At 50.9% G+C, this 21,220-nt stretch carries 15 protein-coding genes and 1 pseudogene; 3 read left to right on the forward strand and 13 right to left on the reverse strand.

Annotation, left to right across the window (positions count from 1 at the left end; genetic code table 11):
* Positions 1-226 precede the first annotated feature (226 nt).
* The 8 genes from HMPREF9412_RS28915 to HMPREF9412_RS28950 all read right to left on the reverse strand — a co-directional run bounded on the left by HMPREF9412_RS28915 (position 227) and on the right by HMPREF9412_RS28950 (position 10,585).
* Positions 227-1,234: an SGNH/GDSL hydrolase family protein gene (locus HMPREF9412_RS28915; protein WP_009595433.1), complete on the reverse strand. Its 1,008-nt coding sequence runs from the start codon at positions 1,232-1,234 to the stop codon at positions 227-229.
* Positions 1,231-2,607 carry an FAD-dependent oxidoreductase gene (locus HMPREF9412_RS28920; protein WP_009595455.1) on the reverse strand — a complete coding sequence of 459 codons (1,377 nt, stop codon included), beginning with the start codon at positions 2,605-2,607 and terminating at the stop codon, positions 1,231-1,233. Before HMPREF9412_RS28920 ends, HMPREF9412_RS28915 begins: the two co-directional genes overlap by 4 nt.
* A 39-nt stretch (positions 2,608-2,646) precedes the next feature.
* Positions 2,647-3,660, reverse strand: a complete 1,014-nt coding sequence (locus HMPREF9412_RS28925; RefSeq protein ID WP_050802869.1) for a glycoside hydrolase family 130 protein — start codon at positions 3,658-3,660, stop codon at positions 2,647-2,649.
* A gap of 34 nt (positions 3,661-3,694) precedes the next feature.
* On the reverse strand, positions 3,695-4,597 hold the full coding sequence (locus HMPREF9412_RS28930; RefSeq protein WP_009595440.1) for a carbohydrate ABC transporter permease: 903 nt from the start codon (positions 4,595-4,597) through the stop codon (positions 3,695-3,697).
* Positions 4,598-4,704: 107 nt separating this feature from the next.
* Positions 4,705-5,604, reverse strand: coding sequence for a carbohydrate ABC transporter permease (locus HMPREF9412_RS28935; protein ID WP_009595450.1), 900 nt, complete (start codon positions 5,602-5,604; stop codon positions 4,705-4,707).
* Positions 5,605-5,675: 71 nt separating this feature from the next.
* Complete coding sequence (locus tag HMPREF9412_RS28940) at positions 5,676-7,079, reverse strand: ABC transporter substrate-binding protein (protein WP_009595452.1); 1,404 nt, start codon at positions 7,077-7,079, stop codon at positions 5,676-5,678.
* Between the two features lie 130 nt (positions 7,080-7,209).
* Positions 7,210-8,835, reverse strand: a complete 1,626-nt coding sequence (locus tag HMPREF9412_RS28945; RefSeq protein ID WP_009595466.1) for a response regulator — start codon at positions 8,833-8,835, stop codon at positions 7,210-7,212.
* Complete coding sequence (locus HMPREF9412_RS28950; protein WP_254664131.1) at positions 8,822-10,585, reverse strand: cache domain-containing sensor histidine kinase; 1,764 nt, start codon at positions 10,583-10,585, stop codon at positions 8,822-8,824. The genes HMPREF9412_RS28945 and HMPREF9412_RS28950 overlap by 14 nt, the downstream gene beginning before the upstream one ends.
* A 175-nt stretch (positions 10,586-10,760) precedes the next feature.
* Here HMPREF9412_RS28950 and HMPREF9412_RS28955 point away from each other — a divergent pair.
* Positions 10,761-12,211, forward strand: a pseudogene (locus HMPREF9412_RS28955) (RNA-guided endonuclease InsQ/TnpB family protein).
* Between the two features lie 222 nt (positions 12,212-12,433).
* On the opposite strand, the gene HMPREF9412_RS28960 reads toward HMPREF9412_RS28955, so the two are convergent.
* Together HMPREF9412_RS28960 and HMPREF9412_RS28965 are read right to left on the reverse strand one after the other, a co-directional pair.
* Positions 12,434-15,499, reverse strand: coding sequence for a family 16 glycoside hydrolase (locus tag HMPREF9412_RS28960; protein ID WP_254664132.1), 3,066 nt, complete (start codon positions 15,497-15,499; stop codon positions 12,434-12,436).
* 336 nt (positions 15,500-15,835) lie between these two features.
* Positions 15,836-16,657: an isocitrate lyase/PEP mutase family protein gene (locus tag HMPREF9412_RS28965; RefSeq protein WP_009595460.1), complete on the reverse strand. Its 822-nt coding sequence runs from the start codon at positions 16,655-16,657 to the stop codon at positions 15,836-15,838.
* Between the two features lie 189 nt (positions 16,658-16,846).
* On the opposite strand from HMPREF9412_RS28965, the gene HMPREF9412_RS28970 reads away from it, so the two are divergent.
* On the forward strand, positions 16,847-17,344 hold the full coding sequence (locus HMPREF9412_RS28970) for an SMI1/KNR4 family protein (protein WP_009595399.1): 498 nt from the start codon (positions 16,847-16,849) through the stop codon (positions 17,342-17,344).
* A gap of 74 nt (positions 17,345-17,418) precedes the next feature.
* Here the strand turns inward: HMPREF9412_RS28970 and HMPREF9412_RS28975 are convergent, their stop codons facing one another.
* The gene (locus tag HMPREF9412_RS28975) at positions 17,419-17,988 is read right to left on the reverse strand and encodes a YdeI/OmpD-associated family protein (RefSeq protein ID WP_009595404.1); all 570 of its coding nucleotides are present in this window, start codon (positions 17,986-17,988) and stop codon (positions 17,419-17,421) included.
* A 78-nt stretch (positions 17,989-18,066) separates the two neighbouring features.
* Positions 18,067-18,531 carry a VOC family protein gene (locus HMPREF9412_RS28980; RefSeq protein ID WP_009595424.1) on the reverse strand — a complete coding sequence of 155 codons (465 nt, stop codon included), beginning with the start codon at positions 18,529-18,531 and terminating at the stop codon, positions 18,067-18,069.
* Between the two features lie 98 nt (positions 18,532-18,629).
* Here HMPREF9412_RS28980 and HMPREF9412_RS28985 point away from each other — a divergent pair, with 98 nt between their 5' ends.
* Positions 18,630-19,538 (forward strand): helix-turn-helix transcriptional regulator, encoded by a 909-nt coding sequence (locus HMPREF9412_RS28985; RefSeq protein ID WP_009595412.1) that lies wholly within the window; start codon positions 18,630-18,632, stop codon positions 19,536-19,538.
* Between the two features lie 140 nt (positions 19,539-19,678).
* Here the strand turns inward: HMPREF9412_RS28985 and HMPREF9412_RS28990 are convergent, their stop codons facing one another.
* Positions 19,679-21,130: an extracellular solute-binding protein gene (locus HMPREF9412_RS28990; RefSeq protein WP_009595401.1), complete on the reverse strand. Its 1,452-nt coding sequence runs from the start codon at positions 21,128-21,130 to the stop codon at positions 19,679-19,681.
* Between the last annotated feature and the right edge of the window lie 90 nt (positions 21,131-21,220).

Consider the following 21,220-nt stretch of genomic DNA (forward strand, 5'->3'; position numbering starts at 1 on the left):
AATGGATAATATATTCCATAAAAGTTCCCGCTAGCTAAATAAGCAGTAAATGCATCTGACAGTAGTTAATCTAATCGGTCAAGTGATGAATTTATATACTGCAAACCAAAAAAGCCGCACATGAGGCGGCTTTAAGGTCTTCAAGTTCTTTTCGTCCAACCAAAATAAAGTTCAAAAATGATCTGCCATGATTCCCATTGGTTATCCCGAATATAATAGAAACTCCTCACTCCGCGTTTCGATGCACTGCCCGTAACGCAGTTTCATGAAGATCACGGAAACGCCGGCCCAGCAGCTCATACCCCTCGGCTCCAGGGTGCAGACCATCCGTCAGAAAGGCTTCATCCTCCGGACCGAACCAGTTCAAGCCATCCTGATAGAACAACTGGCGATCGCCTCGAGCCCTTAGCAGCTCCACGGTCTCGCGGATGAATTCCCGCATGATGGGCAGGGTGAAACCCAACGAATTGAGCTGCGTTTCGCGGACGGTGCCATAAATCGGAGAAATGACAAGCAGCGGGATATCCCTGTGTTTGTCGCGTATCGTCTCCAGCAGTCCAATCAGCAGCGGCTTGAACATACGTGGGCTTAAGGTGCCCCCGCCATAGATGTTCACGCCTGCACATATCGAGATGAAATCGGCCGGCAAGTCGCGAATCAGGCGCCCGATCATCGGTTCCATGTGGCAGTTGCCCGAGAAGCCGAGATTGGTCAAGCTGAAGCCGCAGGCTTCGGCGGCAATGGCAGGCCAAGAGCGGGAAGGGCTGGAAGCCCCGACGCACTGGGTAATGGAGCTCCCGTACGTAATCCAGCGGGGCCGGGTGTCCGGCAGCGGGACTCCGACAGCATGGGCGTCGATACGCATGCCGGTGACGGTGATCCCTATATTTTGAGGGAGCCAAATTTCCACATCCTTGATCCCGTCCTCAAGTCCGCTGAACAAGGCTTCTGCTGCTCCGCCGGGCAGGCTGAGCGTCTGGCATAGTCTACCTCCTACAACGCAATCCATGGCGGCGGCGTCCGCAAGCGAGGCAAAAGAGACTGCCACCTCGGTGGAATCCGTCCGCAGCCGCAGGCGAATACCGGCACATATCTCGGCTTTGCCATCGATTCCCGCAGGCGGGTACAGCTCGTAATCCATGTAAGGAATCCGCCATGGCTTGATACCATCCTCCCGGTGTTCGAGCGACACGGCACCGTGAAACCACTCGTCCGTTAATGGAAGCTGCTTCACGGCGCATTCCCTTCCTTCTGCTTATCAGCCGGAATGAAATCTTCTCCCAGCCATACATCCTGCTCCAGCAGCCGCTGCTGAAGCTCGGATACGGAAATGCCGCGCGAGCCGGTACCGTCCCGCAGCGCCAATGCAGCCGCCGTTCCCGAGGCCTGACCCATGGAGAAGCAGTTCGGCATCACCCGAAGGGAGCCTTGCACTGCTCGGTCCGAGGATACGCAGCGTCCGGCAACCCAAAGGTTGTCGATGCCAACCGGCAGCATGATCCGGTACGGTACGCCGTGTGAAACCCCTGGCGGAAGGTGATTAAAGGTCATCTCGCTTTTGCTGTTGGCGAGATGAATATCGATGTAGTACGCGTTGCGGGCAATGTCGTCCGGGAAGGAGCGCGCAGCAAGGAAGTCATCGACCGTCAGGATATAGTCCCCTTCGATCCGTCGCGTCTCCCGGATCCCGAGCTGCTCCCCGCTCGCTACCATATGGGCGTGCTCAAAGCCCGGCACGTAGCGGCGGAAGAACTGCAACTGGCGTTCCGCCGTGCGGCGCCCTTCAATCGCCCCCCGCGTCAAATCCTCGGCAAGGGTGCCGTCAACGCCGAATACATGGCCGAAGTTGACGCCTACCAAATAGTCGCTGACCCAAGCAAGGCCGGAGATCGACTTGCGGCCCTCCGGCAGCGCGCCGTCCTCGATCGCCCGCTCCACCGTCTTGTGCAGTTGGCCCGTATCCCCGCTCTCCTCCAAGTACTGTTTGAACCTTGGACGGTCTACATTCGCAAGCAAATAGCACATGCTGCCGGGCTGAAGCTCGCCCGCTTCCCCGCCCTTCTGAAAAGGAGCTCCCGCCAGTGCGGCAATATCCCCATCTCCCGAGCAATCGATAATATACCTGCAGGGGATGAAAGACCGTCCTGTTTTGTTAACGACAACGACACCTTCAACCTTCCGGCGGTCCTCAGACAGGACAACATCGTAAACAAAGCTGTGATACAGCGGCGTCACACCGCTTTCCAGAATGGCATCATCATAAACCCGCTTCAGCACTTCGGGATCGATCGGCACCCAATCCAGCATCTCTTGATATTCCTCGCGGTACTGAGGATCGCATGCCTGCTTCATCCGTTCCATCAATTGAAGGCCGAGACCGCGGATAATCGGCTTCCGCTTATCCGTAAAGGGACAAAAAGCCGGAACGAGCGCAACCGTGCCCATGCCGCCAAGGAACCCTCGCTGCTCCACCAGCATCGTTTGCGCCCCCCCTTTCGCAGCGGCAATGGCGGCGGCGATGCCGGAAGCACCTCCGCCGATGACAAGCACATCCACCTCGCGGGCAACCGGAATGCTGGCGGATGGCAACGTAATATGTCCTTTCATAGAAACCTCCCCATTTTGTATAGCTTTAACATGTCAAAATTACTTATGGACTGTGCCTTTCAGACAGAGATCCAGCAAATCGTCTACATGCGCAGTTGCCAGGCATTCTACGGTATCGGCGGCGCCGTAGTAGATTTTGACTTCCCCGGTTTCTTCCAGAATCATGCCTCCCGGAAAAATAACATGATTGCGGAAGCCCCCATCGGTCTCGTAATCGGCTTCCGGGGCAAGCAGCGGCGTCTCCGCCCTGCCGATGATCCGGCTGGGATCGGCAAGATCCAGCAGTAAAATACCGGTCGTATAGCGCTTCTTCCAGCTGTCCTCCCAGCCGTTCTTGCCCCTGCTGGGATCGATGTCCACGGCATGGAACAGGGTCAGCCAGCCTTTGTCCGTTTTGACGGGCGGAGCGCCGGGGCCAACCTTGTCATTGGCATAAGCTACATCTTCAACCGCCAGCAGCAGCTTGGAGTTTCCCCAGTATTTCAGGTCAGGCGAGTCGCTCATCCACATGTCGAAGCGGTCTATCCCGCCCCGGCTGTATACAGGCATCGGACGCTCCAGCCGGACGTACTTGCCCCCGATCCGTTCCGGGAACAATACCATGTTGCGGTTGTCCGGCAGCGACAGGCTCAGCACCTCGAAGGATCGGAAATCCTCGGTGACGGCGATGCCGCCGCGCAGCCCGTGCTTGGTATCGACCGCAAAGCACATATAACATTGTTCGCCGATTACCGTTAGACGCGGGTCATACACGCGGATGATCTCTTCATCATGCCAAGACCAGCACGGCTCAGGCTGCACATCCCACTTTACGCCATCATCGCTGAAGGCCAGACCAAGATTCGTTGTATGATGAGGAGCAACAATCCCTTTAAGTTCATCACCGTAGTCATTGCGAAAAACCATCACATATTTGCCTTTAAATTTGGCAACTCCGGCATTAAAGACCATCGCCGGACCGTAGGGCACATCACCCGGAGTCAGAATCGGATTCGCGGCATGCCGGGTCATGATCGGGCTGGAAAACAAAGGTCCCACGATTGAATCTCTCATTTGCATCAAACTCCTTGTATATGGAATTATGAAATTAACCTTTGACTGAACCCGCCGTCACTTGAATAAAGGATTTGTTCGCCACAATATAAGCGAGAAGCATCGGCAGGATCGACAGGCATGCTCCCGCCATCATCAAATGGATCTGCATGGCCGCGGAAGAACCGTAACGAAGATTCGCCAGCCCGACGGTGAGCGTCTGCAGCTGCGGATTCGTCATCGTGAACACCAGCGGCAGAATATATTCGTTCCAGGCATGACGGAAAGCAAACAGCCCGGCCACGCCAAGCCCTGGTGTCAGGAGCGGGAGAATAATCCGGAAGAAGGTTCGGACGAACCCGGAGCCGTCCACCATGGCCGCTTCGTCAAGCTCGCGGGGAATCGCTTTGAAGAAACCCAGCAGCATAAAAAAGGTGCTGGAATGGGCGCTGATGAGAATCAGGATCACGCCCCACAGCGTGGTATTCAGGTTCAGCGCGACCATCAAATCGAATTGCGGGCGCAGCACAATGGCACCGACGGATATAAACATCATCGACGCCTGCGTCGTCACATACAGGGATTTGCCGGGAAAATGGCGACGGTCCACCACATAAGCCGCCATGGCAGCTACCAGCAGGGTGCCTGCGGTAACCATAATGCTGACAAAAGCGCTGTTCCAGGTATAGCGGGCAAAATTAGCCTGCTTCCAGGCTTCGGCATAGTTGACGAACTGCAGCTTGGCCGGCAGCAGGCTGCCACCGGTCATCATTTCGGCGCCGGTCTTGAGCGAACCGGACAATGTCATCAACAGGGGAAACAATGTCAGTATCGCCGTTATCAATAAGAACAGCCACATCACCGTACGGCCCACAATTCTGCCTGTGTGACCGGAAGGCGGGCGGGCGGCGTTTTTGCCGCGCGCATCCGGCTGTTGGGGGAATACCTGTTCGTTCATCTGCTGATCCTCCTGCACGCCTGCAGCCGTTCATGATCAACCGATCTGCGGCGTTGTTGTCAAATCGTAAGGGCCTTCGCTAAATTGACGTCTAATGTTGCTTATAGCTAATACAACTTATTCATTTTACGGCTTAATAAGAAATACAAGCCCGTGATCGCTCCCACAATAACAGCGGTGGCGAAGCCTACGGCGCTGCCGTATCCTAGCTGCTGCTCGACAGGAGAACCCGTGGATACCGGGAACAACAATTTGTACAGATAGAGATACATGACCTCCGTTTTGCCGATCGGTCCGCCTTCCGTGATGAGCATAATGCTCTCATAGCCTTTCAGGGATGCGATAATCGCGAGCATAATGACCAACTGGGCAACCGGAGCCAGCATCGGAAGCGTAATGCTCCAGAACCGTCTTCCGGCATTCGCGCCGTCCATGGCCGCACTTTCGTACAAATCCTGCGGAATGCTCTGCAATCCGGCCAGAAACAGCAGCATATAGTTACCGACCGCGCCCCATACCGCCACAAGAATGACCGTAAGCATCGCATGCTTTGGGCCGAGCCAGTCGATGGGCTGCGAGACAAGATGCAGCTTCATCAATACGGTGTTTACCATCCCGTTATAGGAATTGAAGATCGTATAGAACACCACGGAGATAACCGCGGTGCTGATGATCGTCGGCATAAAATAGATCCCGCGCAGCAGATTTCCGCCCCGCAGCTTGCCGTTCAGGATGACCGCGAGCAGCAGGGACAACGGCAGCGTCAGCAGCAGCTTGCCCCCGGCATAGATAAAGGTATTGCCAACCGATTCCCAGAGCAGCGCATCGCGCATCAGGCGACGGAAATTGTCCAGACCAACGAACAGCGCATCGCCATATCCCGCATAGTCATAAAACATATAACGCAGCATCCATAACAAGGGATAGATGCCCAGAGCCAACGTCAAAATGATGCTGGGAGACAGAAACAGAGCATTCTCCCCCAGCCGTTTCCATTTCATACTCACGATTCGTTCCTCCTTCGGGGAAAGAAAAGGGGCATCCGCCAAATTGTGTGCGGCAGCCCCATCCTTGCCTGTTATTCTCCCTGCGGTTTGGTTGGATCAAAGGCAGGGTTCGGCGTTACAGTGACCTCGCCTTTCTCCACCGCCTTGGACAATGCGGCGTTGTATCTTGTGTTTAAATCCTCCGTAATCGCTTTCAGGTCTTCATCGGTAAGGATATATTTGAAGAAAGCGTCCGCATAGGTGGTACCCTCCGGAGTAACGTTTGGCGAAGCTGGCCAGAGCGAGTCGTGTTCCCCGACCAGGAAGCCTTCCATGCCACCCATCTCCGGATCTTTAGCCTGTTCTACAATGCTTGGCACTATGGCAATACCGAAGCCTTTTTCATGATAGGTCTTCAGAACCTCATCGCCGTACATATACTGCATGAATGTCCAAGCCGCTTCCTTATTGGCCGATTGGGCGCTGATGCCGAGCCACGTTCCGGCGGACACGATTTCGGAAGTTCCCTTGATCTGACCGTCCAGCGTTGGAGCCAATGCGCCCCCCCAGTTGATTTCGGTCGGGAATTGATCCATGTACACGCCTGGCTCCGTCGAGAAGGATAGATACATCCCGATTTTGCCTGCGGCGAATTGGGCGCGCAGCGGGTCGATGTCCAGCGCTTCCGCGCCAGGCAGAATGCTTCCGTCTTTATGCATTTGCTTGAAATATTCAATGACCTGCGAGTAAGGCTCGAAATCGAATTGGCCTGTTTTCAGATCAAAGCCAAATCCCTGATAACCGCTCAAGGAAAGAATCTCCCGGACGGAACGGTCAAATGCTTGCTTCGGATTTTTGAAGTTCAGCGCAAAACCATAGATGCCCTCGGCTTTGCCGACTTCGGTAATTTTCTTGGCATCCTCCACCATTTCCTGCAGCGACTTCGGAGGATTCTCGATGCCCGCTTTGGTAAAGAGATCCTTGTTGTAGACCAGGCGCATGGTGAGGCCGGTATTGGCGAGCGAGTACACCTTGCCGTCAAAACGGTTGACATCGTCGATCAGCAGGCTGCCGAACTTCGCTTTCAAGTCATCGGTCAGATACTCGTCAATTGGGGCGAGATACCCTTTTTTGACGAATCCGGACGTATTGGCGCTCTTGAGACGCAGCACATCCGGCGCCTGGTTGCTGGAGAAGGCAATGTCGACGCTTTGCGCGTAATTCTCGGACATGACCGTAAGTTCCACCTGGATGTTATCTTCGTTAGTTTCATTGAAAGTGTTGATCAATTCCTTGATATACTCCTGGTCATGACGGTCGTCAGTCCAGTATTTAAGCTGTACGGGTTGGCCCGTCTCGGTTGATGGTGCTGCCGTTCCACCGTCAGACTTGCCATTCGTCGTGCCGCCATTGCTGCTGTTGTCGTTCCCGCCGCAGCCTGCGATTCCGGCTGCCAGAATGAGGCTCAAGCCGAGACTTAACCATTTTTTTCGCATACATTCTACCCCTTTGATTAACGTTTGTATTGTGAGCTCGTTTTTTATTATAGAATCCCGTTCTCGGAAAAGGAGTGAGGCAAATTCACTCTCAAGGGATAGAATTCTATGGTCTCCTGCAGCAGGCACCTCAAGCCTCCGGCGACTCCATGTGATAGCCCGCCCTGAATTCCGACGGTGTCTGGCCGGTGATCTTCTTGAACATCTCGCTAAAATATCTGCGCTCCTCATAACCTACCGCCGCAGCCACCTCCTGCACCTGCGCCCCCTCCACCAGAAGCAGTCTCGCTTTATGAATGCGTTCCGAGGTGATATACTGCGTGACCGTCATTCCGGTTACTTGCTTGAATAAGCTGGAAAAGTAGCTGGCGCTTAGATGCACATGCGCGGCACATTCGCCAACGGTAATATCCTCGGACAAGCGGCCCTTGATGTAGCCTATGGCATTATAAATAACCTTCTGCCCTTCGGATAAGCTGTTCCGGCGAACCAGCTCGGCTCCCTCCGTGCACAAGGCATGCAGATGACGCTGCAAAGAGGCCAGCGGTAGCCCCGCCGTCCCTTGTACCGATCTGAATTTCTGAATCATCGGCTGTATCTCCGAATAGGGAACCATTTCGTAAAGCGTGCGGATCGCTGAAGCAGCCAGCTCATCGTACAGGCTGAGGAGATAATCCGGATTTTGCCGGGAAATCCGTTTCTGCAGCGCTTCCGAAATCGCGGTCAGAAACGCGTCCGTCCGGACAGCATTTCCGGAACGAAGGGCCAGCAGCAGCTCGTCCTTGTGTTCCAGTGCCAGCGGCTCCTGGCTTCCGCTCTGGTGGATATCGTCATACTCAATGGCGGCATTGCCTTCGGTGAACAGGTGATGGGAGAGCGCCCGATGAGCTTGGCGATAGGAATCCGGGAGCCCGCTGATCTCCTCCACCCTGCCGCCGACCCCGACCGAGACCGTAAACTTGGTGTACCGTTCAATATTCCGGCAGCATTGCTCGGCAATTTCGATCGGACTGGACGGTCCTGAATCGTTCAGTACGGCCAGGTACTGATCATGACGGGCACGGAAAAGAACGCTGTGCGCATACTGGGCAAGCGTCTCCTGCATAATATTCAACAGCGAGAACCGGATCAGCTCCATCTCCTTCACGGACTGCTCGGCAACCTGCTCCCGGAAACGATCAATTTCAATCAGCATCACGACGAAGCCGCGCGGCTCCAGCTCAATATTCAGAAACTCCCACCGTTCCGAGGCCTCTTCCCATGAAGTGCGGTGGCTTATGAGCAGCGCAAAGTATTCCTGTCGCAGCGCCGGCATGCTCTCGCGAAGCTTGTTCTCCATTTCCCTCAAACTTATCCGTTTGGACCTCTCTTCCATAACCTCTGCTTTGGCTCGCAGCACAGCCGACATCATATCTTCTTCTGTGAAGGGCTTCACCACAAAATCAAACGCCCCCAGCTGCACCGCCTGCTGCGCATATTCAAAATCGGCATAGCCGCTGATCAGAATGACCTTGCAGCTGGGGTTCTCTTCCAGCACCAAACGCAGCATGCTCAACCCGTCCATAATCGGCATCCGGATATCGGTAATAACCAGATCCGGACGCAGCCCGCCAATCAGCGTAAGCCCCTCTTCCCCATTGCTCGATACACCTGCGACCCGAATCCCCTGCTCTTCCCAGTTCATCGCGGTCAGTCCGTCCACCACGCTTTTTATATCGTCGATAATGCAGAGACTGATCGCCTCAGGATTGCTCATCCAAATGCTCCCCTTTCTTGGGCAATGAAATCCGTATTTCGGTTCCGCGCTCCGGCGCACTGTCTACGCGAAATTCCGCACCGTCCCCATAATAGAGCCGGAGCCGCCGGATCAGATTGGACACCGCATATCCCTTCTTCGACTCCTGCAAAAAGAGTTCGCGCACTTGGGTCTGGTCCATTCCCTTTCCGTTATCACGTACGGCTATCGTCCAGCGTTTCTCATCCCCGCTAATCTCGATTTCGATTAGGCCGCCGTTCTGCAGATCGCGAAAACCGTGCAAAATGCTGTTCTCCACCAGCGGCTGCAAAATGATGCGCGGAATCGAAAGCGATGACGCCTCCGGTTCGCGTACATGGATCTCATAAGAGAATAAGCCTTCATAGCAGCTTAACTGCAGTTCCAAATACTGGCGAACATGCTCCAGTTCTTTCGACAGTGTCGTAATTTCCTGGCCATTGTTCAATCCGAGTTGGAACAGGCGTGAGAGCGACATGACCATTTGCTGCGACGGCTCGATCTGCTTCAATTTCAATTTCCAGTAGATGGTGTTGAGCGTGTTGTACAGAAAATGCGGGTCCATCTGCGCCGACAGCGCCTTGATCTCTGCAGTTCGCTTATGCGTCTGCGCTTCCGTTACCTCATCAATCAACACCACAATCTGTTCCAGCATCCGGTTAAACCGAAATCCCACCTGAACCAGCTCATCCCCGCTGCCGCTCTCAAAACGGGCGGTCAGATCGTTGTTCTCGACCCGCTTCATCACCTTCAGCAGCCCTTGCAGCGGTTTTAGCAAATAGCGTGAAAATGCGCCCGAAATCAACGTGGTGACAGTAAAAGCAGCCAGTGTAACCCCGGCGATCAGCCATTTGACATACACCATGTCCTGGAGCACGTCGGCCCGGGAACGGATGGTGGTCATGGTCCAATCCGCAATGCCGAGACGGGCATAATTAAGCAGATAGGTCTGGCCTTCCATTTCAAAGGGCTGACTTCCCTCCGAGCGGCTCATCATGCCACTCAAATTACCCGTCTCCACTGCCTGCCTGACTAGCGGTTCCTTCACGGGGTAAACCGCCTCTCCATCAGCGTTCAGCAAGAAGCTGGACGCCCCTTCCGCGGTGTTCCCCTGGACCAGCTTGCGGAAACCGTCCTCACGGATATTTACGACAATATAAACACCGCTGACCGGGGTGTCAAAGATCGGCTCCAGAATAAGCGAAATGACGCGTTCCTTGCCGGAGAAGAGCATATCCTCATGACCCTCCACCCACAGGTTCTTTTTCTCCTGTTCGATGCGCGCATACAGAACGGTGTCCTCGAATTCGGTGAGCCGATTGCGGTTCATGGACGAAGGATAAAATTCGCCAATCGGTGTAAATACGTAGATCGATTGGATAAGCGGCTCGGCGATCCGCGCCTGCGAGAAAACGTTATCAAGATCGTTCAGATGCGTGTAATATCTGCTGGCATCCCCGGAGGCGGCATCCTTCAGCATGTCGTAGAAAGGCTGGCTGATCATAAACGTCATCATAATCAGCATCAGTTTGTTCAGCTTCTCATCCACGATTTGTGCCGACCTGACCACCGTGTCCTGCGTGAGCTGCAGCGCATTCTTTTCCAGCGTGGCAGCCGAGATATAATAAGACAACCCTCCGGTCATCAGGACAGAAAGCACGATGACAGCCAGAAAAGCGACCTTGAGTTTGTTGCGGAACGATTGCCTGCGGAGGTACTCCAAGCTTTTCACGCCTTCCGTTAAATTCTATCTACCCATGCCGAGAGTACTCCCACTTCTGCAAGTGGAGAGGTGAATCGGCGACTTCTTGTCCGGGCCTACAAGATGTTCTTTCTTTTCTTCCAATGTAGCGGTTTAATAAACAGGAACATACATTCGTATTCCGGAAGTGAAAAGAGGTGAAATCTTGTCCGTTCCAGCACTCGGGTATAGAACCTATCAAGTATGGATCAAGCCGGAGCATCGGTTGTTCGCCTATCTGGATGCATTGGGTCAGTGTGCAAAAAACCTGTACAATACGGCTAACTTTTATATCCGGCAAGTGTTTACCGCAAAGGGACAGCTATCGGCTTGTCAGCCGTTGCAACAACAAGTGATGAACACCCTGTCCGCACATCTGGATGCGATGAACGAGCGAAGAAGCGTGAAAAATCGTTCCCGGCCCTTTACGTTGCCTTCGCCAGAGCAGCCCTTCCTGTCTTATTCTTTCTTGGATGCCTTGTTCAAAGTGATGGAGCAACCCGATTATCGCTCCCTCCCGGCCCAAAGCAGCCAAGGCATTCTGAAGGTCGTCTTCCAGAACTGGGCGGCCTTTTTCGCCAGCATGAAGGCGTATCGTCAACATCCGGAGACCTTTACCGGCAAGCCGAAGATTCCGGGCTACGCCCGCAGCAAGGTGAAGGAAGTGGTGTTCTCGAATCAAGATTGCGTCATCAAAGACCGAAAGTTCCTGAAGTTCCCCCGACCCAAGCTGAGACTGAACATCGGCAAGCTAGGGCGTACCGACGGCAAGTTCATGCAGGCGCGTGTCGTACCTCGTCATGGGCACTATGTTATCGAACTCGTCTTCACGTGTCCAAAGGAAGAGCAGAACACAGAGGGGGAACAAGTACCGGACGTCAGCCATTCTAATTTCATCATGGCGATTGATTTGGGTGTAGACAATCTTGCAACCATGGTCACGACAACCGGCTTACAGCCGGTGATCGTGAAGGGCAGGATCGTCAAAGCGATCAATCAGTATTATAACAAGATGAAAGCGCACTACACGAGTATTCTTCGTCAGGGTAAAAACCCGCGTGAAGGCACACACACATCCAAACGATTGGAACGATTGCATCTGCAGCGCCACCGCCTGATCAAAGACCTGTTTCACAAAGCCAGTCATCATATCGTCAGACTGGCCGAAGAGCAGAAGATCGGTACGATCGTCATCGGTCATAATGCGGGATGGAAACAAGAATCCGCAATGGGACGGCGAAACAACCAGTCGTTCTGTCACCTCCCGCACAAGCAGCTCATTGCGATGATCCAGTATAAGGCAGCAGCAAAGGGAATCACGGTGATCCTGACGGAAGAAGCCTATACGTCAAAAGCGAGCTTCCTGGATCAAGATCCGTTGCCGCGTTTCGGTGAGGGAGGAACCTATCTCTTCTCCGGCAAGCGGATTTATCGCGGGCTGTATGCGAGCCAGGCGGGCGTGATTCATGCCGATGTGAACGGAGCAGCCAACATTATGCGCAAAGTATTCCCAAACGTATCTGCTAAGCCTTCGGATGGGATAGAGGGTTGGATGGTAACCAGTCCATCAACGTGTCAACTCCAAGGGTGTTAAGCATCCTGAAACCTTCAGGTTGAGACATCTGAAACCCGCACTTCAACCGAAGCGACTGCCTAGGTAAGTGGCGGGAGTATTCATTCTTTGATTATGTCACTGCATCCCCTGTACGACAATGCAAAAAAACGAAGCTGTCCCTGGCAGCCAATCATGGCGTTAGGGGCAGCTCCTTCGTATGATCCTCTTAACGCTGACCGACCTGTGGATCGGCTTTAATTGACACGGTACGGGATGCCTTCAAGTTAGATCGAATCAGGTGCCAGTACCACAGCATCATCAAAAGCTACGCCTGCCGAAGTAGTCCGAAATCCTATTTTTCCTGCTGTCAGTTCCGTCTCGGGATTGGTCCATTCCACTTTTAATTCTCCATCCACATAACCTTTTATTGCGTTCCCTTCAATAGAAGCCTTCATCGTATACCACTGGTTCGCCTGAGCTGTAAACGGGGTACTGGATACAAGGGTCATGAAGTTGTCCACGGATTTGTACAACTCCAGCTTTTGGGCTGCGGAATGGATTCGGAACATATAGAAATTACCCGCATCCTGTACCCTGAAGAGAATGCCTGCGTTGGCATTGGTGATGGGCATTTTCGCTTTGGCCGCATACGTATAATCCGTCCATGAATCGCCGGCAGCAATGACTGCAGTGGCAGCTTGATTCTGAATCAAGGCTTTTGTGCCGTCCGTTGTTACATCCCAGGAACCTGAAGCAGACGTCCATCCTCCGGCATTTCCATCTTCGAAATCGTCGCTGAATACAATGACCGTAGGATCCGGATTCACGGGAGGTTCATTCACGTCCGTGACATGGATCGTAAAGGTCTTCTCAACGTACAGTCCGCCTGAATCTGTGCTCCTCACCCGGATGCTGTAGCTGTCCTTGGCTTCGTAATCAGGCGTTACGGCTAGGAACAACTTATTGTCCGAAATGGTGAAGCTGCCGTTGTCCTCATCCCCTGCCCCTGCTATCAGCATATAAGAAAATGTTTCTTCCGCATCAGGGTCGCTGGTGGAAAAGGTTCCGACCATGCCTCCCGCCGTCGTATTTTCAACAACACTGTTGTGTGAAAGGGCAATCTCCTCAGGCGCTTTATTGAGGAGACTAACAACGGCATCGTCAAAATGGACGCCGGCCGAGGTGGTCCGGAATCCGATCCCCCCAGCCGTCAATTCGGTTACAGGATTGGTCCATTCCATCTTTAATTCTCCATCCACGTAACAGGAAATCGTGTTCCCTTGTATAACCGCCTTAACCTTATACCACTGTTTCTCAATGGCCGTGAACGGCATACTGTTTACAAGCGTCAGCTGTCCATTCACGGATTTGAACAACTCCAGCTGTTGATTCGATGAATGAATGCGATACATATAATAATTGTTTGCATCCTGCACCCTGAAGACCATGCCCGCGTTGGCATTGGTGATGGGCATTCTTAATCTGGCTTCATAAACGTAATCCGTCCATGAACCCCCGCTATTAGCGGTAATCAGGGAGGTGGTTGTCTGATTTCCGCTGGACAGCACGTGATTCGTGCCGACTGTCGGGACGGTCCAACCGCCTGACATCGACGTCCAACCCGCCGTATTTCCGTCTTCGAAATTGTCGCTGAATAGCGGAGGTTTGGAATTGGCAAAAACGATACCATTTACATTGTTATTGACGGTAACATTCAAGTCGTCCAGGGTTGTTGCAAGCTTGCCTCCAACATAAACATCCGTGAACGTGACCCCGTTAACCCTTCCGCCTTTCGTAGCATTCCCGGAAATTCTGGATTTCTGGGTGCCGGTCTCGCGAACATTAATGTTCTTGACTACAACATTGCTTACATCGCCGGAAGTGCTGGTGGACACTCCAAGCCAATAGTTCCCGAATTGATTGATGCCGACGCGTTCGATGTCGATATTCTCAAACGTAATATTTTGGGCGTAACCTTCCTCCGGGAGTGTATTCAGTTGGTATCCATGATCGATAAGCAATGCTCGGGCGCTTTGATAGACATACGAATTTCGGATGGTTACGCCGATTTGCGGCTGGGCTACGCCCATGCCAATCTTGAAAGCCGCGCATCTTGTCCATGCAAAAGCGTCATCAAAGACCACATTCTCCAAATGTTCAAGCTCGCCCGGCCAGTCTTTGGACATCCCCGTCTGCAGCCAGGTTTTAGTGGAATACGTGTCATCATCCGATATGGCAATCGAGTGTTGAACAAGCACGTTCTGACTTTCATTAATATCGATAACGTCATTCTCGATTTTGTATAAATCCTGGAATCCCTTAAGATTGTTTATGGTCACATTGTCGGAACGAACCACCATAAACGACCAGAAACCGCCATCCCGCAATATTAGTCCGTCAAAAGTAAAATTGGATGTTGCGATCGGAACGAGCAGGTTATTGAGGAACCCTTCATTCTTATTCGGCGCCGGCATCCTTCGCTCTCGCATCGCAATGCCTTTTCCATCAATGGTTCCCCGTCCCCGTATCGTAATATTGGTGGAATCTACGGCAGTACGAATAAAATACGTTCCATCCGCGTTTCGTGAATCCTTGCGAAAATCAATCACGTAGTCTTCCCCCTTGCCCGTGCCGACAATGACGGCGCCGCCGGCCAGGTAAAAGGTTACGTTGCTTTTTAATGTCAGGTTCCCGCTCTTATAAACACCGGCCGGTATGAATACAACGCCGCCGCCGGCTTGATGGGCGTCATCGATCGCCTGCTGAATCGGACCCGATGCCAGCGATGTACCCGTGTTATCCGCATGGTATGGCGACTGTGTCACATTATAAATCCCGGCACCTGTGGACGGGGGAATATCCGTCTCCAAGGGATCTGCTGCGATCACAATCTTCTTCCTCTGGTCATTGATTTTCACGATGACATAGGTTGAGGATGAAAGATAGAACGTTAGCTTGTTCCCGTTGACCGTGCCTTCGATATGTTTAGCCTGAGGACTGATGGAGTATGATGAAATCGGCACATTATTGGTAACTTCGATACGGACCGTGCCGGAAAAGGAAAATTGAGCATAATCATAATCAGCCAGATAACTGATTACAGGAATCGCTTCGTTATTCGCTTTCAACGAAAACACGCTGGATGTGGTATAGATGGATGGCATCGGGTAATTTTGTATCGTGGCCGGAGCAGCGGCGGTCTGTGCCAAAGATGCCGGATCAGCGGCATCCGTCATATCCATTGAAGAAATTGAATAGCTATCGATTTCTACAGCATCCGCTGTTCGGGGTGAGAATCCTGTGATCATTACGGCAAGCACTACCAACAGACTAACTGCTTTTCTTGTCATGGTAAGCATAAATACCTCCTCAAGATTATTCATCCGCCCCACGATAATAAGGCAGCGCAGCTTCTGTTCTCCCGGTTGTATTCTTGCTTGGTTTTTTGTGAAGGCGCTAACATTTTATCGGAAGCAAGCAGCCCGCTCTCTGACGTTCACTCCCCCCTCCATCCAAACTTTTCTCTGTCACCATGGATTATATTCCCTGCCCATAAAAAAAGGAGTGGGGCAAGCCCACTCTCCAGGGATACATTTTAACTGTTCTCGCCTGCCGATGCACTGACAGCCATTTCGTTGCGGGAATGAAGATCTACGCAGACGCTGTCTCCATTGATTGCACCAAGGCTACTTTTCCGATAAATCGTCGTAAGAAAGGACTCTCGAAGTCATGTGCTCAAAAGTTCCCTTCTCCAACATTTCTTGGCCCATGCGATGCAGCAGCGATATTGCGGCGCGAAAAGGTCCTGAGCCGGTGCTGATGCGCTGAATCCCTAGCGCTTCAAGTTCCTTTGCGGAAGGCATTCCCGGTCCGGCCAATACATTGATCGGACAGCTTATTTCATGGCGCAGTGTCTGGATGTCGGAGATTTCCTGGATTCCGGGAACAAAAATACAATCTGCCCCGGCTTCCTGGTAGGCATGGGCCCGCTTGATCGTCTCTTCAAGCCTCCCAGCAGGCGGCATAGACTTGATCCAGTAAGCATCGATCCTGGCATTGATAAAGAGAGGATAACCCATGGCATTCCCCAGCGCCCGGATCACGGCTAATTTGTTTTGCTGGAGTAAAATGTCATGCAGCGGCGCTTGCCGATCCATGCCGCTGTCTTCAATGTTTATCCCCGCCGCGCCTGCCTTGATCACCTGCTTAACCGACTCGGCGACTTCATCAGGTGTTTGTCCATACCCGTCTTCCATATCCACGGTAACCGGAATATCCACGGTTTGCACGATCCTGCGGACCGTATCCAACATCCGATCGAAGGGCATATTCCGATCCGCATACCCATGGGAAACCGCTATGCCGGCACTTGTCGTGCCGATTGCCTTGAAGCCGCACTTCTCAAAAGTGTTCGCGCTCGCAGCATCCCATGCATTGGGCAAAATAAAGAAATTAGAGTGAAGCTTTTTAAAGGCGGCAAGCTTTTCAAGCTGTTTTGTCATGTCCATACCATACCTCTCCCCATCTATTATCGACTGGCGTACTTTTGTATGTAGTATAAACCGAGTACTATTCGATACCTATCGAAATATGGAATGCACTTGGAGTTCCAGAAGGATATGGAAATGTCTGACTAGAATAATAATCAGAGCCTATAAGAAATTGGAGTGAATACGGTGGGAGAAGGTAGACCGACCATGAATGACAAAATAAATGAATTTATGATTTGGGCTGAAGAAAACGGTTGGACGATAACTAAGAATGAGGATCATCAGTTACATTTAGCTGGCAGCTTGTTATCAAGATATAAGGAAATTCCTAATGATTATTTGGAATTTTTAAGTGTTGTAAAACGATGCATCACACCTGATGAGAAGTCCTGGTTTCTTTGCGAGGATGAATACAATAATCGCTCCGATACTGAATTTAAATGGAATGAATTTGAAATGCTCAGTTTGGAGGCAGCAATGGGCGATGAACTATGGAAATCAGAAATAACTGCGTGGTGGGATTCTTACCTGCCGATCGTGATATCAGTCGATGGTGGGTATTCCTTCTATGCGATTGATTTAACCAATGACGTTGGTGCTATCGTGCGCGGATATGAACCTGAATTTGAAGAAGTTGAAAAAGCGTCCCATAATCTAGAAGGGTTTTTGGAATTGATTATGTCGAAAACTATAGAGTTCCAATGATAAATAGGCAATGCATACAACCTTAGTTCGGTACTCAACCAGACTAAGGTTGTTGGCCTTCGACCCAGGGAGTATTAATATTCAAGTAGACGGCCATGATCGTTCCATTGACCGTACATTTTGTTTTCTCTCGTGTTGGTTATGAATTTGTCTAATCTGCTCTTAAATAATTCCGGCTGATTCTTATAGCTTTGTATCGTGTCGATCCGAACTCTTTTATAAAGATCCGGAAATGCCATGAAATTCTCATATACTTGCTTTTCCTCTTTTAGCCTTTGTTCTATGACCTCATCTATTCTGAAAGAAGCAGGATCCATGTCAGGAAGAACCCTCCTGCCTTCGTCACTCATGAGCCCCAACTTTTCGAGGCGGCGGACACGTTCTTTATTCAATTCAGTCCATGAGCTTTTTTTAGTTCTAGGAGACAGTCTCTGGGCCAACTCGGTTTCGTACATTTTCTTTTTAATGCCATCAATCCATCCAAAGCATAAGGCCTCCTCAACGACGTCCAAATATAACAACATATCAGGGGTTGGCGTCATACTAACCAAGACCCAGCAAGACTTCTCGGTCGTGCCATGGTTCTGCAGCCAAAGCCTTAAATCCTCTCTCGATTTTGCTGGAATGACATGCTCGATTATCATAGCTAAAACCCATCCTCCTCCTTTCTAAAGAGAATATCAAAACATGGCCTTTCATTGGAAGGCCATGTTTTGAATGCGTTACTGTTTGTTTGAAATGACTTTATCCAGAAACCGATCTGCGTCACGATTAAATTTCCAGGCAACTCCGAACTGATCAACCAGCATTCCAAAGCACGAAGACCAAGGGGTATTGGATAACGGCATCACAACATGACCGCCAACAGACAATCGGTAAAAGTAGTCTTCCAATGTTTGTTTATCATCCATGACTACACTAATAAGTACGTTATTTCCTCTCATCAACTCACCCGTTACCGCCTTCATGGAAGGCAAAATATCCGACATCATGATTTTCCCGCCTGCAAATTCTACCGAAGACTCCATGATCATATTTAATTCATGTTCTGGCAATGGATAGTTTGGATCCTGCGGAAAATCCTTAAATTTCACTTTTTTTACCTCGTTCGCATGTAGAGCCTCCGAATAAAATTCAATCGCTTCTTCGGCGATTCCATCAAAGTTCAAATAGGCAATGGCTGACATAAAGTTGTACCTCCTTCTTTTGATAGATGAAGTATAATTTATTAGTGGTGACAGACGCATGTCACCATTTAAAAATTTGCATCAAAAGAGGGGCCGTTATGGAGAAGGTTGAGAGATTAATATCCATTATCATGATATTGCTGAAAAAAGATATCGTTTCAACAAAAGAATTCGCACAATTATTCAACGTTTCCAAGAGAACGATTCTTCGCGATATGGAAACACTGAGCTTATCCAACATTCCCATCTATTCTGTTCATGGAATTCATGGCGGATACGGTATTATGGATGAATACAAGGTGGATAAGCGACTTTTAAACAGCTCCGACTTAGAAAATATACTGACTGCCCTCGGCGGATTGGAACAAATTCTAATTAGCGAGGAAGTTGAAATCACGATTAAAAAAATGGAGGCCATGGTTCACCCCATGTCACTGAAAGGTTCAGTCCGTCTATCATTTTATGATTGGGAGGGTCGGTCCGAAATTCTTCAAACCTTAAAGACATGCCAAGAATCGATCATAGGGAAAAAGTTAATTTCATTTGATTATATTGATAAAAATGGCATGATAACGAATCGTATCGTCGAGCCGTATCAGCTTCATTATAGCGAAACGAGTTGGTACTTGAAGGGATTCTGTTTACATCGTCAGAGCTATAGAACATTTAAATTATCCAGGATCGATAATCTAAAAATGAATGAAGAAACCTTTAACCCGAGAGATTATGCATTAGAACAAGGCGCAGCCAGTTACCAGCCGCAACTCGTCACCATTAAAGCGTTAATTGCGCCCGGCATAAAAGATCAGTTTATTGAAAGATACGGTCGAAAGAGTATTGAAAGCTATAGTTCTAAATATTTCCTGGCTACCATCCATATTCCTCAAGACCCTTTTGGATTTCAATTTTTAGCAAGTTTCGGTACAAATTTAGAAATCGTTGAACCTAAATCATACGTGGAGGAGTTTCGCAATTATTTGCTTAAAATGGTCGAGAAATATTCTTAAAAGTCCCTTTTTACATTAACATGTTAGCGTCTTCTAACAGATAGCTGACTCTTGCTCCCAACACAAAAACACCTTCAAGACCGCCTCCATATCTTACGACATAGCAACGTTCTCCTGAAGGTGCTTTTCTTACCGATTCATCACTTCTCCATTCCGGTACCGGCGCCCTTCAAGCCCAGCTGGGAGTTGAAGAGCTGCTCGATCCGGGTGCAGGTATCCGCCGGGGTCTCCATGCCAGCCCACAACAGATTCAGTTCATCCAGCAGCGTCAATATTTCTGATTGGTTCATGTTGAGGATATGCAGCGGATAAGCATGCGGCAGCACCTCGAGATAACGGTTATAGTGCTGCGGATGAATGTCCGGATTCAGCAGGCTGTCATCCTCGGCCACGGACCGCAACACCGGAATGGTGCATCCGTACTGTTTAAGCAGTTTCTGAGCTTCCTCGTCTGTCATAAAATCCACGAGTTTTTCGGCGATATTCCGATGACTGCTCGCAGCGTTGATCGACAGACCCCCACCTAACAGTATAGTGGCGGGTTTAGCCTCTTTCGGCAAGGTCATCACATCCCAGTCGATGGAATGGTCGCGGAATTCATTCATGAAATAATAAGTGGACATGATCATCGCGACCCGTTCCTTCATAAACAGGCTTTCGGCTAAATGGCTGCTGCCATGGGAAAAGATCGGCGACACATGCTCCTTGTACATCAGCGATACGCAATACTCCAGCGCTTCGATGTTCCGCTCGTCCGCCATCGTGCTCCGGCTGCGGTCTGCAGCCATGATGCTGCCTTCATTTTGAAGCAGAAAGACCGGCCAGCGGTTGGGGGACGAAGAGAAGCAGAAGCCGTAATGATCGGTCATTCCGTCTTCGTTCGGGGCCGATGTGCAGGCTTTGGCCGCCTCCAGCAGCTCCTGCCAGTCGCCAAGACTGACAGGGTGAGTCAGTCCGTGCTGACGGAAGATCGAACGGTTATAGCAGATGACTACCGGAGAGAACACAAACGGCGCCGCGAGCATGCCGCCTTCATGATTGAACAGCTCGAAGACCTGCGGATAGCTTACTCCTTCCTCCATGAGACGGGGAGGAACATATCCTGTCAGCAGATTCGTGCGCCCGCTTTCGGCCCATTCGCGGAAATGCTGATCCGACATAATAAACAGATCTGGCCCTTGACCGTCCTCCATGGAACGGATGATGGTTTCGGTGTAGAAATCCTCGGAGTACAGCACCATCTCCACCTGAACGAACGGATGCTTCCGCTCGAACGCCTCGATCATTTTTTCGATAATCGGAATCTCATAGGAGGAAGAGAACCAGGCGAGTCTCAGCACGACAGGCGTTCTGTCCTCATCCGGCACCTTCACCCGGTTGCCCTTGCCCGCGATTTTCTCGATCAATCCTTCGTTCACCAGCTCATCCAGCGCCTTCCGGATCGATACCCGGCTCATTTCATATTTCTGGCTAAGCGTATTTTCCGGCAAAATAAATTCACCCGGCTGAAGAACACCGGCAACGATTTCATTCCTTAATTCCTGAATAAAGCGTTCATAACGCTCATGAAATTCATTTCTTCTACGCAACAATATATACCGCTCCTATACATGTCTATAACATTCAGTATATCATGAGGGACATCAGGATTCCATGCACTCCGGATAAAGAACGCGGTTATA

This window comes from Paenibacillus sp. HGF5, assembly GCF_000204455.1.
In the GTDB taxonomy this organism is placed as follows: Bacteria; Bacillota; Bacilli; order Paenibacillales; family Paenibacillaceae; genus Paenibacillus_AQ; species Paenibacillus_AQ lautus_A.

Excerpts from the sequence above, each read along its gene's own strand:
- HMPREF9412_RS28920 (WP_009595455.1), bottom strand. The coding sequence starts at position 2,607 with ATGAAAGGACATATTACGTTGCCATCCGCCAGCATTCCGGTTGCCCGC.
- HMPREF9412_RS28925 (WP_050802869.1), bottom strand. The coding sequence starts at position 3,660 with ATGAGAGATTCAATCGTGGGACCTTTGTTTTCCAGCCCGATCATGACC.
- HMPREF9412_RS28930 (WP_009595440.1), bottom strand. The coding sequence starts at position 4,597 with ATGAACGAACAGGTATTCCCCCAACAGCCGGATGCGCGCGGCAAAAAC.
- HMPREF9412_RS28940 (WP_009595452.1), bottom strand. The coding sequence starts at position 7,079 with ATGCGAAAAAAATGGTTAAGTCTCGGCTTGAGCCTCATTCTGGCAGCC.
- HMPREF9412_RS28945 (WP_009595466.1), bottom strand. The coding sequence starts at position 8,835 with ATGAGCAATCCTGAGGCGATCAGTCTCTGCATTATCGACGATATAAAA.
- HMPREF9412_RS28960 (WP_254664132.1), bottom strand. The coding sequence starts at position 15,499 with ATGACAAGAAAAGCAGTTAGTCTGTTGGTAGTGCTTGCCGTAATGATC.
- HMPREF9412_RS28965 (WP_009595460.1), bottom strand. The coding sequence starts at position 16,657 with ATGGACATGACAAAACAGCTTGAAAAGCTTGCCGCCTTTAAAAAGCTT.
- HMPREF9412_RS28970 (WP_009595399.1), top strand. The coding sequence starts at position 16,847 with ATGAATGACAAAATAAATGAATTTATGATTTGGGCTGAAGAAAACGGT.
- HMPREF9412_RS28975 (WP_009595404.1), bottom strand. The coding sequence starts at position 17,988 with ATGATAATCGAGCATGTCATTCCAGCAAAATCGAGAGAGGATTTAAGG.
- HMPREF9412_RS28980 (WP_009595424.1), bottom strand. The coding sequence starts at position 18,531 with ATGTCAGCCATTGCCTATTTGAACTTTGATGGAATCGCCGAAGAAGCG.
- HMPREF9412_RS28985 (WP_009595412.1), top strand. The coding sequence starts at position 18,630 with ATGGAGAAGGTTGAGAGATTAATATCCATTATCATGATATTGCTGAAA.